The following is a 20,760-nucleotide window of genomic DNA, read 5'->3' on the forward strand; positions in this document are numbered from 1 at the left end:
CGCAGACCTAAGCCTTATCCGCTCCTGATGAAACATCGGAGAACGTTTCGCGAAATTTCCCATCGAAACCGATACTACAAAAACAGCGTCTTCGGTCCCAAATACCGCATTTCTTCGAAGCGCTAACTAACTGCCATTCGGATCAGATCCCTTTTTAGGTTGGGCTTAAACGCGCAGGACCTTTTTTCCTTAGGACATTGCGTCCTTCGCGGTTCAACAATCCTCGGAGTAGTTCCCAGAGTCTGTCCTACGCCCAGACGCCGGATCGCTCTTTTTCTTCAGCTTTCACTTGCGTAAATTAGATTTATCAGTAATTTCTGTATAGACAGAAATGATCACTGTGATGACCACCCTCAGTCCAGTTCAGCAAAAATTTATTCTCCATTGGGGGGAGATGGGGACCCGGTGGGGGATCAATCGGACGGTTGCGCAGATTCATGCCCTTCTCTTCATTTCCCCGCGGCCGCTTCACGCGGAGGAAATCACCCAAGTGCTGCAGGTGGCCCGGTCGAATGTCAGCACCAGCCTCAAGGAGCTCCAGGGCTGGGGCATTGTAAAACGAGTTCATGTGCTCGGCGATTCTCGCGACCATTTTGAGAGCATGAAGGATGTTTGGGAGATGTTTCGCGTGGTCCTGGATGAACGCAAGCGGCGCGAAATCGACCCGACGTTAGCCATACTCCGGCAATGCGTCGAAGAAGCCCGGAACGATAAGGAAACGGATCAATACACCGAGGCCAAGCTCGGGGAACTGGCGGAGTTCTTTGAAACGACCGGAGCCTGGTACTCTCACATCCGGCAATGGCCCACGCGTGCACTCACCAAATTTATGAAACTCGGGGACAAGGCGAGCAAACTGCTGGGACTCGGGGCCTGATGTAGCGGTCGGGCCTTTTTTTTATAGGTTAATTTCTGTGAATACAGAAATGACAAAAAATAACGATATGAAATCTCCTCAAGGCTGGGGCACCTACGACTGGATCTCGCGGAACCGCCTTTGGCTGTGCGCCGTGTGCCGTGCGGCCCCTCGGACCATGGATCGCTTCCGTTTCCGCGACTGGTTGATCGCGCTGCTCCTGCCTGTTTCCGCCATCCTTGTCACACGTCATTTACCTCCATGGGCCTTTATGTGGGGAACTGCCTTTGGCCTAGGGGCGGCCCTGAAGTGGCTGTGCTGGGTCGACGCCCGGATCCACGGAGCCCGTCCCTCGCCGAGCCGAGCGCTCGGGTGGTTCGTCGGCTGGGCAGGTCTGGACGGACGAGCTTTCCTGACCGATCACATTCGGCCACCACGTCCTGGAATCATGGAGTGGGTCACCGCTTCGCTGCCTGTGCTTGTAGGATTCGGTCTGGTTGTCGGTGCCTTCCCTGCACTTTTCCCCGCCCATCCCATCCTGGCGGTGTGGGTTGGAATGATCGGTTTTGCCGGCCTATTCCATTTCGGGGTGATTCGACTGATAGCTTTGGGGTGGCGCACCCTGGGCATCAACGCTCAGCCGATCATGCGTGCTCCGTTGCTCAGCACATCGCTGGCTGAGTTTTGGGGGCGGCGTTGGAATCTCGCTTTCAGCACTCCAGCGCGGCGGTTTCTATTTCTTCCCGTCGGGCGTCAGTGGGGAAATGGCCCCGCAATGCTTCTCGTTTTCCTAGGTTCCGGGCTTCTCCACGAATTGGTCATCTCGCTGCCCGCTGGCGCCGGCTATGGACGGCCGACAGCCTACTTTTTAATCCAAGCCGCCGGCGTGGCGTTTGAACGGACTCCCGCTGCTCGACGGATCGGCCTTCCTGGCAGGACCGGAGGGTGGCTCTATGCGGCCGTCTGGCTGATCGTGCCTCTGCCGCTGCTCTTTCCTGTCTGTTTCCTGAATTCGGTGATGACCCCGTTTCTTCATGTCCTCGCCGCGCTCTTCACCGGGGGTTTCAGATGAAAATAGAACTGATCCTACAACTGGCAGGCTTAGCGCATGCGGGAATCTTGATCGCTGGTGCCTGCATGCCTCGAGTCACCGGATTGCGACCACAGCTGCGGTCGTTGCCTGAGTTTCCCCGCCAGCTGTTCTGGGTCTACTTTGGAGTCACCGGATTCTGCATCATCGCTTTCGGAACCATGAGTTTTGTGTTCGCCGAGGAACTCGCATCCGGAACTCGGCTCGCGAGAGCGTTCTGCTTCTTGGTTGGATCATTTTGGCTTCTGCGATGCGGAGTCGCTTGTTTCGTTTTCGATCTTCGGCCGTTCCTCACTTCGACGGTGAGACGGTGGGGGCATGCTTTGCTGAACCTAACCTTCGCCTTGCTCACTTTGGTTTACCTCTGGGCAGCGATCTTTGGAGGTGCTTTATGATTCCGTTGCTTCCGCGTTTAGTCACAGACGTTGCCGGCACTATCAAACGACGAGTTCTCGTCAACTTCAGGGTCGACGCATCCCAAGCCGTGCGCCAGTTGCCTCCGCCCTTTCGTCCGCAGCTGGTTCGCGGCCATGCTCTCGTGGGGATTTGTTTGATCCGACTCGAGCACCTGCGTCCGACCGGCATCCCCGAGTGTTTTGGTCTGGCTTCAGAGAATGCCGCTCATCGGATCGCAGTGGAATGGACCCGCGAAGGACGTATGCATCAGGGGGTCTTTGTGGCTCGCCGCCACACCGATTCGACCCTCAACGATTGGGCAGGGGGTAGAATCTTTCCGGGAGTGCATCAGAAGGCCAGTTTCGAGTGTGATCAAACGGGGGACCGCCTGCGCGTCGCACTGACTTCGGCAGGCGCTGGCGATCCTGAACGAATCGAGTTATCGGCACGGCTTTCGGAAAGCGTTCCATCGACTTCTGTCTTCGCCAACCTGGGGGAAGCCTCTGATTTTTTTCGAAATGGGTGTGCGGGTTGGTCGATCGCGCAAGACGGGATCACTTTGGAGGGAGCTCAACTCGAGGCATCCAATTGGGAACTGCAACCGCTCACAGTGGAACACGTTCATAGTTCGCTTCTCGAAGAATGGTTTGGGACTGTCGGGAGTGGACTCGAATTCGACAGCGCCTTTCTGATGCAAGAGGTGCCGCATCGATGGTTCTCGCTGGGAAAGTGGCCTGGTCCTCCACCGAGCCAAGTGATCCGTCGTCGACCATCCCATGGACGCCGACATGCAGCCCTTTTCGAACTGCCATGACAACACGACGCATTATATTGGCTGGAGGCTCTGGGTTTCTAGGAAGTCTGCTCCGAGAGTATTACAGTGGCCTGGGAGTTGAGGTCGTTATCCTCTCCAGAACGCGCGTCGACTCAATGGCATTCTGCCTCACAGTGCATTGGGACGCGCTGAAACGGGGGCCTTGGATCCGAGAATTGGAGGGCGCGCACGCAGTAATCAATCTGACGGGCCAGTCCGTTAACTGCCGATATAATTCCGGCAACCGTCAGATGATTTTGGACTCTCGGATGGAATCCACCCGGCTTATTGGGGAAGCCATCTGTGAATGTCGGCGACCGCCGCCCGTCTGGTTGAACGCGAGCACAGCTACCATCTATCAACATACATTTGGTCCTGGGTGGGATGAGTCCGGTGTGTGTGGATCTGACCCTGAGGCGAACGATCAGTTTTCCGTTGAAGTCGCCCAGGCGTGGGAAGCCGCAGTTGACGCCTTCACCACTCCGAAGACGAGAAAAGTGAAGTTGCGGATGGCGATGGTTATGGGATTGGGTTCCAACAGTGTGTTTCCTATGCTTCGGAGACTGGCTCGATGTGGACTAGGTGGGAAAATGGGGGATGGACGACAGTTTGTTTCCTGGATTCACCAAGACGACCTCTGTCGTTGCGTCGACTTTTTAGTGGATCGATCGGAACTGAACGGGGTGGTCAACGTTGCCGCTCCCCATCCGTTGACCAACGCCGACATGATGGCCGAGATCCGGACCGCCATCGGCATGCCCTTCTCGTTTTCCCATCCCAACTGGGTGCTTGAACTGGGAGCTTGGGCTTTAAGGACAGAGACCGAGCTGATCTTAAAGAGCCGACGCGTTGTGCCTGGCAAGTTGCTCGAGGCTGGATTTGGGTTCCGATTTACCCACCTGTCGGAGGCGATAGCCGACTTGTTGCAGCGGGAGAGGGCTTGATCTGAAATGGCTGAGAAAAGTAGTGAATTCGCGACGGGCTGGCCGACCTTATGTCGGGCTTTCAGCCCTTGAGAGAGGGGTGATGTGTACCTGGGTCTGTCACCCCAGGCTGTTATGATACGCGCCGGTGGCGCTGAGGTCCGACGGGCCACAGGCCCAGCCCCATACCAGCCTGGGGTGACAACCCCAGGTGTCCTCCCCCCGTACACGTCAAGGGCTGAAAGCCGGAGACATCGCCGCCCAGGGCATGGCCGCTCCGCAGACCTGGTTGGGTCGCGGCCTCATCACCTTTCTCACCCCCTTCCTATCCTACCCGTGTATCTCAGGTGTGATGTGAAGTGGGTGAGATGGAAGGGGGGATCTCAGCTACGCTGGGGGGACTAAAGCGGCAGAGGGCTGCCGCACTCCATAATTACCCCAGATGCTGTTTGAAGAACGCTACGGTTCGTTCCCAGGCCAACTGGGCATTCTTCTCGTCGTAGCGTCCGGTCGAGTCGTTATGGAACCCGTGGTTACACTGGGGATACATATGCATGGTGTAGTTCACCTTGGCTTCCTTTAGATCGGCCTCGTATTCGGGCCAGGTGTCGTTGACGCGTTTGTCGAGCTCGGCTAGCTGTACCATTAAGGGTGCCTTGATGTTCTTGCGCACTTCCTTGGCCGCGGGAGTGCCGTAGAAGGGCACCCCGGCATTCAGTACATCAGGAACCACTGCTGCCAGCATGTTGACGATGTAACCGCCGAAACAGAACCCGACCGCCCCGAGCTTGCCGTTGCTGAGTTCGTGCGATTTTAAGAATTTCGCCGCCGCCACAAAATCCTGCTCGATCTTGGCCTTATCCAGTGAACTTTGCAGGGCTCTGCCCTCATCGTCGTTTCCGGGATAGCCACCTTTGGGATGCAGGGCGTCCGGAGCGAAGGCCACGAACCCTGCCTTCGCGACGCGCCGGGCCACATCTTTGACGTACGGGTTCAGCCCGCGGTTCTCATGCACCACTAGAACGACGGGAGCTTTGCCCTTCAGCGCGGTGGGTGTGACCAGATAGCCGCGTCCTTCCCCATGGCCGTTCGGGGAAGGAAACATCGCATAGCGGGGCTTGATTTCAGGGTCGTTGAAGGAAACCTGCTCGGCCTCCGCATAATTGGGCATGAGCGTACCCAGAAGCAGGTTCATGGAAAATCCGGCGGCGGCGAGCGTGGCCAGCCGATTCATGAAGGTGCGTCGATCGATGATCCCGTGAGCATATTCGTCATACCAATCGAAAGCCTCCTGGGGAATCGGAGGATGCGTGGCGCTTTCCTGAGTTGGCACGTTGGGGAAAAGGGTAGGGGTGTTCATGGCTGGGATGGTTTAAGTGTTTAAATGAGTTCCATAGACGGTGTCTCTCGGAAAGGTAGTGAATCGAAGCCGGAGCGCAACCTCACTGTTTGCGTAAGGACTCGTGACTCGTCCCCTACAGTTCCGAAGTGTATGTAGGAGCCGACGTGAGAAGGCCTCAGGGGAGCACGCGTACCCGATAGAAACGGTTGGATACTGTGAGCGGATCCAATCTGCTGGCGGTGTTGCTGGTGGCGAGAACGTCACCAGCAACCGGGATCCACGTGATCGGTTCGCTGAGTTCGGGCGTAAACTCCAGTCGATAGGTGATGTTCGAACGCGACGACCAGGTCAGCAGTAGGTTGTTTGCGATGACACTCGGAGGCAGAAGTTCCGGGGATGGAACCTCTGAAAGCACCTCTTTGACTAACACCACGACTGCATTGGGAGTGTTGCTGAGCAGCAGGGTGACGCTGTTGGAGGGATACAAGAACCTTTCGAATGACCCGGTTCGGTTGCCCGCAGTGATTACCACGAACGACTGATTCACCTGAGCAGAGAACCCCGGGAGCAACATCGCCTCCAGACTGCCGGTTAAGTTGATGGTGCCTGGAAGTCTTAACTGCGCGTGATCCGCTCCGGGAGTCATCCCCCCGATGGTGAGACGGAGCAGGCTGGTCTCGGACGAAAGGTAACCCCCGTTTGCTGCCAGGACTCCGCTCCTAAGATCTACCGTGCCGCTGTTGTTGAAGGGAATTCCGGCGTCGATGACTGCGGTTCCCAGTCCCACTAGCTTGCGGAACGTTCCGGCGTTGTCGAAGCGGCAGCTGCCGCCTGAAAACGCGAAGCGGCCATCGTGCGATACCTCGAACACTGCGCCAGCTCGATTGGTTATGGTTCCGTTGAGCAGGCCGATGAGCCCGGGACCCGACCATGCCACGGTGCCTGCGTTTTCCAGGATTCGCTGCAGGCCAACACCGTTTGGGTTGGCGATAGACATCGTCGCCTTTGGACCGATGAGCGTGCGTCCTGCGCCGGCCATCGTGCCGGCAGTCCAACGTAGGATGTTGTGAACTGCCAAACTGCCGGATCCGCTCCAGGTGCTGCTCCCGTTTGCGAAGTTCAGGTTTTCCACGGCCAGGTCTCCATCGCCCACCACTGTGGCACTGATTCCGTTCAACTGATACTGCCCGGCACCGTTCAGTTGCGCGCCCGGATTCAACGTGAAGGTACCGCCGGTCCATTCGACTAGTCCGGTTGCCGGTGTCTCGAACGTTCCGCTGGCGGAACCGCCACCCGCGAGTCGGTTGGTTGTAGCCCCCGCGAGTTGTACCTTCCCGCTGTTTGTGAAGGCGACGTTGGCTAGAAGCGTGCCCGCTTGAAGCTCGACCGAGCCAAAGTTGTTGAAACTGCCGCTTCGGGTGAAGTCCACGATTTCCAACGTTCCGTTGCGTAAGGATTTGCGGAACGTTCCGGCATTGTCGAACCGATTGGCGCCAGAGACAAAGGTCATGCCTCCGTCGCCCTGAGCTTGAAATATCCCTCCAGGCCGGTTGGTGATGACGGCGTTCACGAAGCCGATGTTTCCCGAGCCGGTCCAAAGAACCGTGCCCCTATTTTCCAGGATCCGCCCGTTGAGTGAGCCTCCGCTGGGCAGGGAGGCTTGGAGCGTGGCTCCTGGGGAAATGACCGTTCGACCGACGCCGGTCATGGCCCCACCGGTCCAATCCATCCGGTTGGTGATCCTTAAGATGCCGTTGCCGCCCAGCGTCCCGTTTCGCAACTCGAGTTGATTCAAGTCCACATCTAGGTCGGCGAGAAGTGTCCCCGCATTGATCCGATACAGCCCCTCGCCCTCGAACCGGGTGCCAGGGTTCATCACGAACGTGCCCTTTGTCCACTCGACCATCGCACCGCCTGACGCTGCAAACGAGCCGTTCGCCGATCCCCCGCCCGCCAGGCGAAGGGTTGTGCTGGCCGAAATGTTCACCGCGCCAGCATTGGTAAAACCTCCCTCGCAGAGCAAGAGGCCCGACTGGATGTCAACAGTGCCAAAGTTGTTGAAAGCTAATCCTGGGTTCACGATTAATGTTCCAAGGCCGGAGGACTTCTCCAACCTCCCGGCGTTGTCAAACCGTCCGTTCGCCAGGCCGCCACCGAGTGACGGAGTTTCGTTCACGACCTGAAACAGAGCGCCGGCGCAGTTGGTCAAGACTCCGCCGCTCATCACACTGAATCCTCCCGTGTTATAAATAAACATTGTCCCACGGTTCTCCAACGTGCGCGCCGAGAGCGTTACGGTGGCTGGGATATTGGCGGTAACGTTCGTGTTGAGGATCGTACGCCCCGTGCCGCTCATGATTCCCAACGTCCACAGCAGGTTGTCGTGGACCATCAATGTGTCGCTCCCCGTCAGCGTCGGGTTGCCGGACACACTTCCCAGCGTGAGGCCCAGACATTCCGCCGGCCTGTTCACCGTGACCGTGGCGGTGATGGGGATGATCGCGTTGTCAAAAGCCCCCGGCACCTGATGGGGAGACCAGTTAGTGGCCGAATGCCAATCGCCCCCCCCTGTGTTGGTCCACACGATGTCGAGCGGTAGGAATTGAAAATGCGCGCGCACCGTCATGTTGCTCGCGATGGTTATCACAAGGGGGTTGTTGGTCGATGGGTAGCTGCCGTTCCAGCCGTAGAACCGATTGGTGCCCGAGGGCGTGGCGGTGAGTGTCACGGATTGTCCATTCGTAAAGCTGGCTCCCTTAGGAGTGGTTTCCACGAGCCCGTTGCCGTCCGTGAGGACCGTGAGCGTATAACGCACAGACAGTCGATTTGTCGGATTGGTGTTGTCCAAAAACTCGGTCACATTGGAAACCCCGTCGCCATCGAAATCGGCCGTGGCATTCTGATTTAGATTCGAGAAGTAGAGCCGTTCCCACGAGTCCGGCTGGCCATCGGCGTCACTATCAATCGAGAGTATGGCCGGAGCGCTCGTGACACTGCCGGAGGGATTGGTGAGGACCACGCGATACTCGCCTTCGTTGGTCGTTCCGGCCTTCTGCACGACCAGGGCGTCGTTGGTGGCTCCGGCGATGTTCGTGCCCTTGAACTGCCACTGATAGTTGAGTGCTCGCGTAATCGCTGCCACTGCGGAAAACGACGCGGCTTCGCCTGGAATTGCGATTCGGGTCTGCGGTTGGTGTATGATCTGCGGTGGGCCGAGCACCTCTGCCGTCCGTGCCGAAAGGTTGCCATTCGCGTCAAAGACGAATTGCCAATCTTGGGCGTGGGTGAGGTTTGCCAAGAGCAAGAAAAGTGCCGCACCCGTGGCTCGGGCCTTCCTCCAGGCATCGGTGCGTTCGCCGTGGAATTTGAGACGGTGTTTGTCGGTAACGAGAGTCTTGGTTTTCATTTGCTACCGCCGATCCAAACGCAGTCATCAAGTGCCAGGTCGATCACAATCCCGGCGATGCTCAAATTGGGTGCGTTGATTTCGAAGAACAACCGAGGGATGCTGCAATTGGGCGGGCGCTTCCGGCATTCCGGAGGTTCGCATCCCTTGCTGGTGCACTTAATAAAATCCTCGATAGCCTCCTTGAGTTGATCCGCCTGCGCGATGCATTCCCAGGGTAGGCTTCCCTTGTGATGGCACTCAGCCCGAAAGACGCGCCGAATTCTATCGGCTTCCTTTTCGCAGCACAATCCGAGCGGGTCGGTCAGGTTGACCGGATTGTTTTGGACATAGGCATAGAGATTCGGGCCTTCATTGAGTTCCGCCTTCCTCAACGGATCGCGAGAGAGCCAACGAGCCAGTTCGGGGTCGTAAGCCCGGAACGGCGTTAGAGACAATCCCACTTCGCTCGCGAAAAGCATCCCCCCGAATCCGAAGTCTGCCTGCACGTCGCCCGCCAGTTTGCTCCGGCGACCGTACGGATCGTACGCGTATCGCGCTCGAACGCTGCCGATGGCATCGGTAACCTCGCGGATGGACCCCAGATGATCGCGAGTGTAAAAGAACGTTCCGGCCGACGGGCCGGATTCCACCTTCACCCCATGCTGATAAAACCGCTTCGTCACCGCTCCCGCAGGATCGCGTTCTTCACAAAGCGTGTAGTCGCACCACACAAAGCGGCGGAACGATACCTCGGCACCATTGGTGTAATGGCGCAGGGTCTGCATTCGGTCCAAGCCGTCGTAGGAGAACTCGGTTCGCTGATGGCCAGCGTTCACAGCGACAAGGCGATCTTTCGCATCCCATTCGTAGGTGCGCGTCGCTCCGGAGGCAGCGCTGGTGCTGACTTGATTGAGGGCATTGTAGGTGGCAACGGAGTTCGATGCGCCTAGTTGCTCGGTGAGTCGGTTGCCAGCGGGGTCATAAGTATACGCGAACGTAGTGACGAGGTTTCCGGAGTTGGTTATTGTGCCTGCTAGGAGTTGATTCACAGCGTCATAACCAAACGTGTGGAACGACGGTGCCGCTGCACCCTGCTGCTGGGACCAGTTGGTGATCCGGTCGGCAAGATGGTCGCGACCGTACCGAAATTCGGAAACGGGCGTAGCACCGACTTTGTGGGTGATGCGATTCAATTCAAAGTCTTCGAGGCTGCTGGCATAACCCCTCTCGACGATTAACTCGTTCGGGAACGTGTTGGTCTGCAAGCGGTCGGTGGCTCCGTCGTACGCATAACTGAAAGTTCCCAAGGCGTTGGTTTCCCCGCTCATGCGGCCCGCTGCATCGTAGGTCATGCTCGTTGCCACACCGTTGATCGCAGTGGAAATGCGTCGGCCTAGAGCATCATACTCGAAGGTGATGGTGTCATTCGGCAGCGGACCATCCACGCTCGCCATGCGATTGGCTCCTAAAGTGGGGACTGCCGTCACGGGGTGGTAGGAATATGTTGTTGTGCCTATGCCATCCGTCATTGAGACGCGGCGTTGGTAATCGGGGTCGTAGGTGTAGCGGATGCCGGCCGTTGGAACGATGGCGTTGAGATAGTCTATCGCCTTGAGCGTATTGTCACGGTTGTAGGTGAACTGCGTGATCTGTTGCTTCTCGTCAATGGACTGACGCAAACGGCTGCTGGTGCTTTCGTAGACATAGCGCACCTGCGATCCATCGGGATACTGCTTGGCGGTGTGCCGTCCTTGAACGTCCGTGAGCCATGAGGTGGTGCGGCCCATGGGGTCGGTCAAGCTCTTGATGGCACCGCATCGGCACCATTCGAAGAGAGTCACCCTGCCCAAAGGATCAGTCTTGCGCTTCATCTGCCTCACCGCGTCAAACTCAAACACCGTCTGCCGGCCGGCGCGATCGCGCACGGCGACGACATCCAGGCGGTCGTAGGTGAGCTGCTCAAAGGAGCCATCGGGATGTGTGATTTTGGTGAGACGATCGAGATCGTCGTGCTGAAAGGTCAGTGCATAACCGCTCACGTCGATCTTGGTCAGTGGGCGGCCCCGTGCATCATACGAAGCGGTGACCATGTCACTCGTTCCCGGCAAGGGCCCGTCCACCTCGATAAGATAGCCGTTGGTATTGTAGGTGTAACGGATCGTTTCGCCTTTCGGATTCGTTTCGGTAAGAAGCTGGCCGCGCTCGTTGTAGGTGAAGGTGTTGGTTTGGCCAGCTGCATCCACCGTCGTGAGCGGCAAATGCTGCGAGTTGTAGGTCCTGCTGGAGAGTAACTCGCTCTTTCCAGCGCGGGTCTGGCGGACCTCCAACAGATCGATCCCGTTGGATGCGTAGAGGTAAGTGAAACTTCGACCCACCGGATCCACCATTCTGGTGACATGTCCAAAGCCGTTGTAGTCGTAGGAATAAAGCTGCGTTGTCCCGTCATCCAGCACGCGGCCGACATGAATCGGGCGGTTGTTGGCCCCTACGAAAGTCGCACTGTTCTGGCTTGCATAGTCATACCACACGCGGCCCTCGAGAGCTTCCTTGGTGCTCTCGAGGATACCGGCGGTTTTGGTGGGATCCTCCGAGTGCAACCAGTGGTAGACCTTCGCTTTGCTGTAATCGCCGTAGCTGGTGGCGCAGGCCGTTCGGCTCCAGTAAAAGGTATTGCGAAAACCCAGGAAAGCGTTGGCGGTCGACATCACGGACGGGACCGCAGACTCCCGCTGGGTATTGCCCGTTCCGGACACGAATTGGGTGTATTCGACCCGGTCTCGACTTCCATCTGGATAGAGCGTCTCCAAGAAGCGTGTGTTTCCGGCGGGCCCCTGGGTAAACGAGGTGGTGCCGTAGGGTGTGACGAGCGCCTTGATGAAATCGCTCCCGCCATCATACACAAAGGTCGAGTTCAACCCGATGACATCGGTGATGTTGGTCAGGCGGCCCACCGAATCGTAACTGAAGCGGGCGAAGCGGCCGAAGGGATCGGTGATGCGGGTGATTTTGTAAACATCGTTGGTGTCGCCATAGGAAAGTGTCGTGACCTGCCCAATGGCGTCCGTGATGGAAGTAATGCGCGAGTCTCCATCGTAGGTGAGCGTGATGGCGTTGCCGAAAGGATCGATGGTCTGGGTCAGAAAGATCTTTCGGGTGGTACCAGCTGTGCCATCGGGCTGGCCGAACACCAGCTTCGATCCATCGCGCGATGTGAGTTCGTAGCTATCCGGACCCGTGCGGAGGAGGTGGGTTTGATCAAACTGCTGGGAGGCGAAACTCTGGGAGTTGCTGTTAAAGCCGCTGAATTCGCGTGTACCACCCCCGCGGAGGTATTGGTTCACGTTGGCGGAGCGGCTTTGTGGAGTGTCGGTGATATACGCGATCCAATCGCACGTCCATTTCGGGCCGAAGTTTGAGTAGGTGAAATTCGCAGGTTGGAAGGCCTCACGCTGATTGTAGGTGACGGTGCCTTTGACGGCAGGACCGACCGGCGGCGTGTAGCCCACGGGCGTGTCGATAATGTTCAAACTGACCAGCATGAGATGCACATCGGCCACGGCCATTCCATTGCCATTGCCTCCGCATGGCTCGGGCTTTTTCGGATCGTCTGGCCCATGGGGTTTCGGATCGTTTCCCCCGGTCTGACCTTTGCCCCAAACCGTTGCACCTTCCTCGGTGTCCACGGCCCGCCAACCGGGCGGCAGGCTTCCCGGAGGGATCAGGAAATAGCCACTGGTCTCCGCCTCGAGCGCTTGTCGAGTGGCCCAAACCGTGTTGCCGAAGGTGGGGTCCTCGAGCAAAAACGTGTCACCGTCTTGACGTACCATCGCCGCGTAGTGTCCGGCTTTCCAATGCACGACCGAAGGTATGACGAACTCACCGGTCTGTGCCCGAAACCCCATTCGATAGTTCAATCCAAGCTTCTTCGACAATGCCGCCACCTGCGGTAGTGAGCAGCCTTTCTGGGTAGACGGGAAATGGAAGATTTCCTGCAGTTCGTTGTTGGTCGACGAGGCGAGTCCGCTTGGGTTGAGCTTGAGAATCTGCATCAACGCATAGGGCCCGCACTTGAACGAAACTTCTGGCCTGTTCTGCATGTTCCAAAGCCCTTCCCGCGCTCCTGCGATGCGCTCCGTCGCCGCTCCCGTCAGTGGGCGGCTCTCGACGGATCGAAGCAGTGCTTCGAGCTCCGTCATTCGGCCCAGACGGGCGTACAGGTAAGCCAGTTCGCCAACGGCCCGGTCGGCGATGGCTTTGCCTTTGTTATCGCTGGCTTGCTTGGCCTGCGACCAGGCACTTTCCCAAGCTCGGAGAGCGAGCGAATAGTGGGCGGTGTTGTAGTATTCGAGCCCCAGACAAGTCAGGACGGCGGCCTGCCACGGGGAGCTGGGGTGTCTTTCCAGAAACCCCGTCAAACTGGTGAAATCATCAGGCCCACTGCGTCCCACATAGCCAAGCAGGGCGGCGGCAAGTGCGGCGTTATCCGCCGCTGTCGGTTCTCCTCCAATGGGTGCCAGCGGCTCCTCAAACACGCGCGCACGGGAAAGCTCCTGGGTGGTCGGATTTGTCGAGAACGTCAGGCCGGATCTTGCCGGCGTGACCTTCGGTAGGGTGCGATTGGGGCTGATCGGTTTGTCTGGAGTCGCGCCGGTCGCCGCCACGCCCACCTGAAAAAGCACCGCGGCCAAGATCGGCGCTAACTGAAGTCTGGGTTTGGGCTTCATCTTGGTAGCAAGACGGGTTGCTGAGGGTGCGATTATTTCTGGCGGAACTCCGTACAAAAGACGAGGCCTCACTCGGAAATCATCACGCCCGGTTGCCGGGACACGGAGAGAGTGTGTGGAACTGAGTTTCATGGCTCGAGGCGTAATCGGTAGAAACGAGGTTTAGTACTTCCAGCCGACACAGTGTCGTCGAAGTGCTCCTCGATCGAGGTGGCGATGCGCGGGAAGCCTGCGCCAGGGAGTTGGCGGAAATTCTCGGTGAGGGCGTCGGCATAGAGTAGGTCATAGGAGCGTCCTGGGACCGCCTGCCAGGTCAAACGAACATGACCGTCGGGTAGCAGCGCGGCTGTCAGACGCAACGCGGAGAGCGGGTCACGTGGATCGGTGTCGCTCAGATATTCGCCGAGATTCGAAACCCCATCGCCATCCGGGTCCGCATCTGGACCATCCGCGCCGGTGGCGGCTTCTGGATCGACTTGGTGCCGGGTTTCCCAAGCGTCGGGCAGGCCGTCGGAGTCGGTGTCGACTTCGGTGCCGGTCACGATCTTGATCTCATCGGGGATGCCGTCGGCATTCAGATCAAGTTCGGATCGGACTTGCTTGACCCTCGGCCACTCGTGCAGCACCACGCAATGGATCGCTCCGGGGGGAACGTCGAAGGGTCCATACACTGTGGACGCATTATTCTCCCGAGATCCAGCTACGGCGTCGATCCGCAACGAGTGCCGGTTCATCTGAGTGGATTCGTTGCAATATTCCACCGCACGTCGATCCCGAAGTGCCCGGAACTCTTGCGCCCGGTTTCCTTCGCTCCTGAGCCCTTTCCACTCGAAGGTCACTCCCGAGTTCGTTTGGAACAACATCCCAACGCGGGTGGTGAAGTTGGTGTCGGCTCCCTGGGGTATGTAGCGGAAGGAGGACAGCCGATTGGCCCGCGTGCCCAGCTTGATCTGATTGGCATGACCAGGCGTGCCTTGAGTTGATTCCATTTGGAGGGAGATTCCATTGTCCGAAACATGGAAGAAACTCGATCGTGAGGATCGGACGTTCATTTGAACCGAAAGGTTGGTATACGAGGCGGCGTCGGAGGGTTGTATAAACACCGGAATGGAGCGGGTGCGATTGGTGCCTGAACCGAGCGGTACCATCGCCCGAAGCCCGGGGAGATTGTCTACAAATTGGCCATCTGGCCGCCACCCCCACTCCCCTTGCGGGGAACTGTAGTGCGCATCCGCGCCGCCGGCGATGAACATGAGCAGTTGCGGGAGCTCGAAGACGGGTCCGATCGCCCCGAGTAGCGCGATGGGTGCGGTTCGCCTCCCGCTGTAGGTTTCGACCGGAATCGAAAAGATGCCGTCCCCGGTCTCGTCACCGAAGGTGAACTTGTCGGCGCTCAGGTCGAAGTCGATAAAGGCTCCGGTCACGCAGGGGGATGACGCGGAGTCAGGCGGCTCGCAGGGTTTCTCATTGTCGTAAACCCATATGCGGGTGTGGTTGGCGTTGTTGGTGAAGTTGTCTTCGATGCGGTAGGGCGTCACGCAGTGGCCACCACCGTCCGCCCGCTGCATACAGATGGTATAGGCGCCGAGCCGTCCGCGCATCTCATTGAGCCGCGCGGTCGGAAACCCGCTGAGACTGGTGGCTGATTTGGATTGTGCCAGGCCGAGCGTGAGATACTCGAGACTGGTCTGGGCTCCGTGATTGGCCCGAATCACCGCCCAAACGTCCTTGGGTTTTGGGGGGCGATTGTTGCGTCCTCCAATGTTGCTGGTGTCGTAATCGCCAGGGAAACCAGGGTCAAGAATTCCGTTGGCAAAGAAGGCGTCGGGGTCGAAGTCGACCGGCTGACGGATGTCATTAAACAGTTGAACCGCGGTGCTGGCCATGCCGACGCAGCTGCCACCCGATTCCTCCATCCAGTAGTCATAGACGAAGAACCAAATGCCCCAGTAGAGCGGGTCGGGGACACACGCTGGACAATCGCCGATGTAGGCATTTTCCCCGTAGCAGGCCAGGAACTCGTTGAGCCGGGCACCTGCTCCCTGATTGTCGAATCGGAAGCCGTGGGTGATGGGGTAGGGGGGGCGTTGGATTCGGAAGTTTCCCACGGTGCTGTATTCGATGCGGCCGGGGCGGAACAAGGTGTCATGAGCCACCCACCGCCAGGAGGTTTGGGCATCGAAGGACAGAACGAAAGGTCCGTTGAGTTCCAGTTGGACGGTCTCGGGCACGAAGGGGGCTTCGACTATCACCGAGGTTCCATCAGCGGCGATGGATTTCACGACGGCAGGCAGGAGGGTCCACGCCTCCGGGCTGTTCGGGAAACTGGGGCTCACTGGCGCGAGAAAGAACTCCATGCTCCCGTGCAGATTCGTTCCGCTCAGCGTGACGCGCTCGCCGGGTCCACCTGGCTCGCCCTGGCGGACGACGGCGCCGCATTGCGGGTTGAGCGGCGATGCCCCAGTGATGGCTGCAGTGCCCGGAGGCGGTTGCAGGAAGAAATCGGCGCTGGCGAGTTGGACGACCCCGGTGGTTCCGAGCGGCAAAGCCGGATACAACACGCCGTTGGTGAACACGGAGAGTGGTTCGACGTCATTGGGCAGGCAGTTGGTGCAGACTACTGGACGACCTTGCAGTGCGAAGCTCACTGTTCCGGGTTGACCGCGGATGGTTTGACCTGCGGGCATGGGGACGTCGAAGCGGAAGCGTCCGGAGCTGTCGCTTCGTGTTACGTGTGCGAGGTCGTTGGCAAAGAGAAACATGGGATGATTGGCCAACGGAGGCGCGGTTTTGGTCGGACTTGCAAAGATCCGCCCGTTCCACCTGACGCGTGGCAGCGTGGCGCTGCCATCGCCATAAGTCATGGTCACCCATTGGGTGGGCACAGCCGGAAGGGCCTCTTCCGGGGTGAAACTTGAACCGCCCGTCCCTGTGAGATTCGATATTCCAAGAGCGACGCCATCGAAATCGTTGAAAGAACCGAGCAGCGTCCGCGACACGCGGAACTCCACGCACGCACTCTGATTCACATCATCCCCGCAGAATGTCTGAGTGGCTTGCCAGAGGTTACGCGGTGTGCAGGGTTGGGACGGCCCGAGGTTGGGCGGCGTGAGACAGGCGAAATAGCCTCCGAGTCCGTCCCCGTTCAAGAGTGTGGTGTGATTGGTGTCTCCGTCGATCGGTACCTTGATTTGTATCTGTGGAAGCTCGGCGAGGGCAGGGCGTCCGTTCGTCGTGTCGATGAATAGGCTGAGAGAGGTATTGGGGGAGAAGCCTGCGCGTCCATCGAGGCTGAACGCTACGAACAGGTTCTCGTCGGTTCGGATGAAGTAAGCAATGCCATCCGAAAGGGCCGGCAGGTCGGGATACCTAACCACCATCTGGTCAGCGCCGGCGTACTCCGATGCCAGGTTGATGCCGCCGTCGGCGATGGGTGGGACCGGAGAAAGGGGCACCACCAAATCCCGCGGCAACATTCCGAGAATCTGTTCGGTGGGTGGTGACCCCGAGCCCACCAAACCGGAGATTTCCTCAATTCGCCCTCCTCGGGGGAAAATGGCAGCCAGCCCGGGTTGATTGCGCACCTCGCGGTAAAGCCCTTCCCGAATCTCCGATTCGCTCCGAGCCACGGACCAGAGTCGGATTTCGTCCAGTTCGCCTCCGAAGTGCGAGACGATTGAGGCATCGTTGGTGGGGCCCACTTGGTCATGCCCGATTCTCAGCTGTCGAAGCTGACCGGCCCCCGCGTGGGCTAAAGGCTGGGTGCCCGCCAACTCGCCGTTGAGGTAAAACCGAGCGGCGGAGCCATCGTAGGTGACAGCGACGTGCGTCCACTTCCGAGCCGGGATGATGCGCGGGAGTTCCGCGAAGTCCGTTCCGCGGCTGAACCGCAATCGGGGCGAGAATCCCAGCCAATAGGAGCCCGGTGCGTCATGGGAGACCAGGGTTTGAAGGCGGTTGGTTTCCTCAGGATAAACCCAGGCCTCAATGGTCATGGCGACGGCGCGATCCCAATCCGCTCGCGGTTCGAACACTACGTGATTTCCCTGCGAGACGGCGTAGTGTGAACTGCGGCGCGGGGGAATGCCGGCTGGGTCGGGGAAAGCCGGGATGGTGAAGCTCTGATCGGCTCCGTTGCCTCGTCCGATGTTGTTCGTGGCGACCAGTCGAAAGTGAACAGTTTGGCCTTGGAACACGCCAGCGATTTCGGCGCTGACGGGCGTTGCGCTCAGGCCGTTGGGCACCTGAAAGCTGGGCGTTAAATTGCCGTAATTGGTCGTCGGCCCCCATTCAAACCAAGCGGTCATGGCTGTACCTACCGGCGTCACTGCGCCGTTCAGCCGAGCGAACGTCAGTCGCAACGAAGTGGCTGGGAGGGTCTGCGCGGGACTGGGGGTCCGGAAGGTTTGGTTCACTCCGAACTGCGCGGTCGCGCTGTTCGAGCTGAAGGCGCGATAGACATAGGTCGCATCGAAGGCCAGATCGGTAAGCGTGAGATTATACGGTTGGTCTGCATTCCCACGCGGACCACCCGTCGTCAGGACCGTTCGGGCGTTGTCAAAGTTGGTGGTTCGCCCCCATTGGAAACCTGCCGCGATCGTCGAGCGATTGGGGTTTGCCAACCCATTCAGCGTTGCTTGAGTGAACCCCAAACTGGTCGCGGCCAGGGTTTGGGAGTTGGGCAGGACCGGCGTGAACAAAGAGAGCCCCACCCATGCACCATTGTTGCTTCCGCCCAGCGGGGCAGTGTCGGCGATGGTGTTACCGGTGCCCTCGTTGCATGGATAGTAGGCCAGCTGGTTGCTTCTTCCTGTCGGGAGGTTTCCGTCCATGCTGTTTTGAATTCCGGCCACGGTCAGGCTTTCACTCCAGACCCGGACATCGTCGATGAAGATGGATCCGACGAAATTGTTATTTCCGTTGGGATAACTGCCAATCCGCACCTGCTGGGTGGTGGTCGTTGCTCCTGGAGTTCCGGTCCAGGCCACCGAACCGCGCTGAGTGCCGTCGACATAGATCCGGGCACCGGCCGCGTCCACGACGAGGGCAAGGTGATGCCATCGTCCGTCCGCGATGAACCCGCCATCCAGGCCGTCCGCACCCCCTGAAGCATTTCGGGTTGGGCTGACGAAGTAGAATCCCCGTACCCGGCCGTTGAGCAGGAACAGGTTCCACCCGTTCCTGGAGTTCGCCACGTATTTGTTCACGAGCCCCTGCTGCCCCGTGGTGACCGTGGTGTTAACCCAAGCCATCACGGTGATGGGGAAGGAGTTGAAGGCCGCCACGTGCGGCACGGCCACATAGTTAACCGTGCCGGCGATGAACAGGGAATGGCCTGGCGCCGACTGGGCCCCAGACCTAGGGGCGGGCAATAGGCACACCGCCAGTAACAAACCCCTGAGGAGGTTATCCTTGAGCCGACCCGAGAACTTCATAAACAGAGCCATCTTTGTGTGGGGGTGATGCACCACCAGTGGCTGTTCTCGGTTTGGGAAGGAACGTCACAAGAAAAGTGAGGAAACTTTCGTCGGGTAGGGGGATCTGGCTCCGCTGGGGGGCAGAAGTGGCTAGTTTTGGCTGGTCGACTTTCTCCCACCCATGGCTTCTCGGAGGTTCGGTTCATGGAACTAGATCTACAAAACCTCTGCAGTTGCAAATAATAGCAGAGGAGTTGTAGGCTTGAGGGCATGGCAGTCCCGCTACGGAAAAAGGCACTATCCATCGTTCGCCAGTCTGGACTCATCCGACCGAGAGATCTTTCGGCGGACGGGGTGCCAGCGTGGGTGCTCTATGACCTCGTTAAGGAAGGCTCCGTGAAGCAGGTCAGTCGGGGGCTTTACTCGCTCAGCGATTACTCCCCCAGCGAAAAGCACTCCTATCTCGAGGCGATGAAGCGAGTGCCGAATGGAATCGTCTGCCTGCTTTCGGCACTTCGTTTCCATGAGCTGACCGTCCAAAACCCTCACGAGGTCTGGATCGCTATCTCCAGAACGGGATGGCGTCCCAAATCGGAAGGAGTGGAACTTCGTATCATCCGATTCTCCGGGGAGGCGCTGACTGCTGGAGTCGAGGAGCATCAAGTTGAGGGAGGGGGCGTTCGGGTAACGAACGTCGCGCGTACGGTCGCTGATTGTTTCAAGTATCGGAACAAGATTGGGATCGACGTGGCCTTGGAAGCCCTACATGAGGGCTGGCGCAAGAAGCGTTTCACGATGGACGAACTTTGGCGTTACGCAAAACTCGATCGAGTGACAAAGATCGTGATGCCCTATCTGGAGACGCTTTCCTCGTGAGTCAAAAAGGAAAGAATCTGGCAGCTTCGGTGCGACACCGCCTCGCTAATGTGGCGGAGCGCGCTGGGGCTGATTTTCAGCAAATCTTGTCATCCTACGCGATAGAGCGATTCCTTTACCGGCTCTCGGTGTCCAAGCACGGGAAGGATTTTGTCCTGAAGGGGGCGACACTATTTACGCTTTGGGAAGGCTTCCCGCACCGGCAAACACGCGATGTGGATCTGTTGGGCTTTGGTGACAAGAGCATCGAGAGACTTATTGAAGTCTTTCAAGAAATTCTCGCATCTCCTGTTCCCGATGACGGGCTGACGTTCTCCAAGGACGTGACCGGCGAACCGATCCGCGCCGTGCAAGAATATGGCGGCACCAGGATGAACCTGATCGCCAACCTGGGGAACGCGCGAATCACCGTGGGCGTCGACGTGGGTTTTGGTGACAAGATAACCCCACCACCAAAGGAGTTGGAGTTTCCCACTCTTTTGGATTTTCCCAAGCCGAAGGTGCGCGCGTATCCCGTGGAGACCGTCGTCGCCGAAAAATTGCAGGCACTCGTGACTCTCGGCATCGCGAACAGCCGCATGAAAGACTTTTTCGATCTATGGCACATTGCGCGGAACACAACTTTCGATGGTAACAAATTGAGTTCTGCAATCGCGGGAACATTCGAGCGACGGAAGACCGTCATTCCGAGCGAGACACCAGTCGGCCTTTCAGCCGAGTTCAGTGGAAATCCAATGAAGCGGACGCAGTGGCGCGCATTTTGCCGGAAGGCGGTGAAGGCCGAGAAGATCGTAGAACTCGATCAAGTCGTGGATTTGCTCTCGGGCTTTCTTCTTCCCATCCTGCGGGCCGTTGCGAACAACACCGACTTCAAGGCGAAGTGGGTGGCCGGAGGGCCTTGGTGGACGTAAGCTTTAAGCCAATGAGCCGGGCC

At 58.5% G+C, this 20,760-nt stretch carries 11 protein-coding genes; 7 read left to right on the top strand and 4 right to left on the bottom strand.

Annotation, left to right across the window (positions count from 1 at the left end):
* The first annotated feature begins 394 nt into the window (after window positions 1-394).
* The 5 genes from JNN07_15650 (at window position 395) to JNN07_15670 (ending at window position 4,100) form a co-directional block, all read left to right on the top strand.
* Window positions 395-877, top strand: a complete 483-nt coding sequence (locus JNN07_15650; GenBank protein MBL9169174.1) for a MarR family transcriptional regulator — start codon at window positions 395-397, stop codon at window positions 875-877.
* Between the two features lie 67 nt (window positions 878-944).
* Entirely contained in the window at window positions 945-1,928 is a 984-nt protein-coding gene (locus tag JNN07_15655; protein MBL9169175.1) for a hypothetical protein, read from the top strand.
* Window positions 1,925-2,341 carry a hypothetical protein gene (locus JNN07_15660; GenBank protein MBL9169176.1) on the top strand — a complete coding sequence of 139 codons (417 nt, stop codon included), beginning with the start codon at window positions 1,925-1,927 and terminating at the stop codon, window positions 2,339-2,341. The genes JNN07_15655 and JNN07_15660 overlap by 4 nt, the downstream gene beginning before the upstream one ends.
* Window positions 2,338-3,156: a DUF2071 domain-containing protein gene (locus tag JNN07_15665; GenBank protein ID MBL9169177.1), complete on the top strand. Its 819-nt coding sequence runs from the start codon at window positions 2,338-2,340 to the stop codon at window positions 3,154-3,156. Before JNN07_15660 ends, JNN07_15665 begins: the two co-directional genes overlap by 4 nt.
* Window positions 3,153-4,100 (top strand): TIGR01777 family oxidoreductase, encoded by a 948-nt coding sequence (locus JNN07_15670; GenBank protein ID MBL9169178.1) that lies wholly within the window; start codon window positions 3,153-3,155, stop codon window positions 4,098-4,100. Before JNN07_15665 ends, JNN07_15670 begins: the two co-directional genes overlap by 4 nt.
* Before the next feature lie 412 nt (window positions 4,101-4,512).
* Here the strand turns inward: JNN07_15670 and JNN07_15675 are convergent, their stop codons facing one another.
* The 4 genes from JNN07_15675 to JNN07_15690 all read right to left on the bottom strand — a co-directional run bounded on the left by JNN07_15675 (window position 4,513) and on the right by JNN07_15690 (window position 18,968).
* Window positions 4,513-5,439 (bottom strand): dienelactone hydrolase family protein, encoded by a 927-nt coding sequence (locus tag JNN07_15675; GenBank protein MBL9169179.1) that lies wholly within the window; start codon window positions 5,437-5,439, stop codon window positions 4,513-4,515.
* A 157-nt stretch (window positions 5,440-5,596) separates the two neighbouring features.
* Window positions 5,597-8,827 (bottom strand): chitobiase/beta-hexosaminidase C-terminal domain-containing protein, encoded by a 3,231-nt coding sequence (locus JNN07_15680; GenBank protein ID MBL9169180.1) that lies wholly within the window; start codon window positions 8,825-8,827, stop codon window positions 5,597-5,599.
* Window positions 8,824-13,533: a hypothetical protein gene (locus tag JNN07_15685; GenBank protein MBL9169181.1), complete on the bottom strand. Its 4,710-nt coding sequence runs from the start codon at window positions 13,531-13,533 to the stop codon at window positions 8,824-8,826. The genes JNN07_15680 and JNN07_15685 overlap by 4 nt, the downstream gene beginning before the upstream one ends.
* A gap of 128 nt (window positions 13,534-13,661) precedes the next feature.
* Entirely contained in the window at window positions 13,662-18,968 is a 5,307-nt protein-coding gene (locus tag JNN07_15690) for a LamG domain-containing protein (GenBank protein MBL9169182.1), read from the bottom strand.
* A 252-nt stretch (window positions 18,969-19,220) separates the two neighbouring features.
* Between JNN07_15690 and JNN07_15695 the strand changes: the two genes are divergently transcribed.
* On the top strand, window positions 19,221-19,826 hold the full coding sequence (locus tag JNN07_15695; protein MBL9169183.1) for a type IV toxin-antitoxin system AbiEi family antitoxin domain-containing protein: 606 nt from the start codon (window positions 19,221-19,223) through the stop codon (window positions 19,824-19,826).
* Complete coding sequence (locus JNN07_15700) at window positions 19,823-20,737, top strand: nucleotidyl transferase AbiEii/AbiGii toxin family protein (GenBank protein ID MBL9169184.1); 915 nt, start codon at window positions 19,823-19,825, stop codon at window positions 20,735-20,737. The genes JNN07_15695 and JNN07_15700 overlap by 4 nt, the downstream gene beginning before the upstream one ends.
* The last annotated feature ends 23 nt before the right edge of the window (window positions 20,738-20,760 follow it).

The organism is Verrucomicrobiales bacterium, assembly GCA_016793885.1.
Lineage (GTDB): Bacteria > Verrucomicrobiota > Verrucomicrobiia > Limisphaerales > UBA11320 > UBA11320.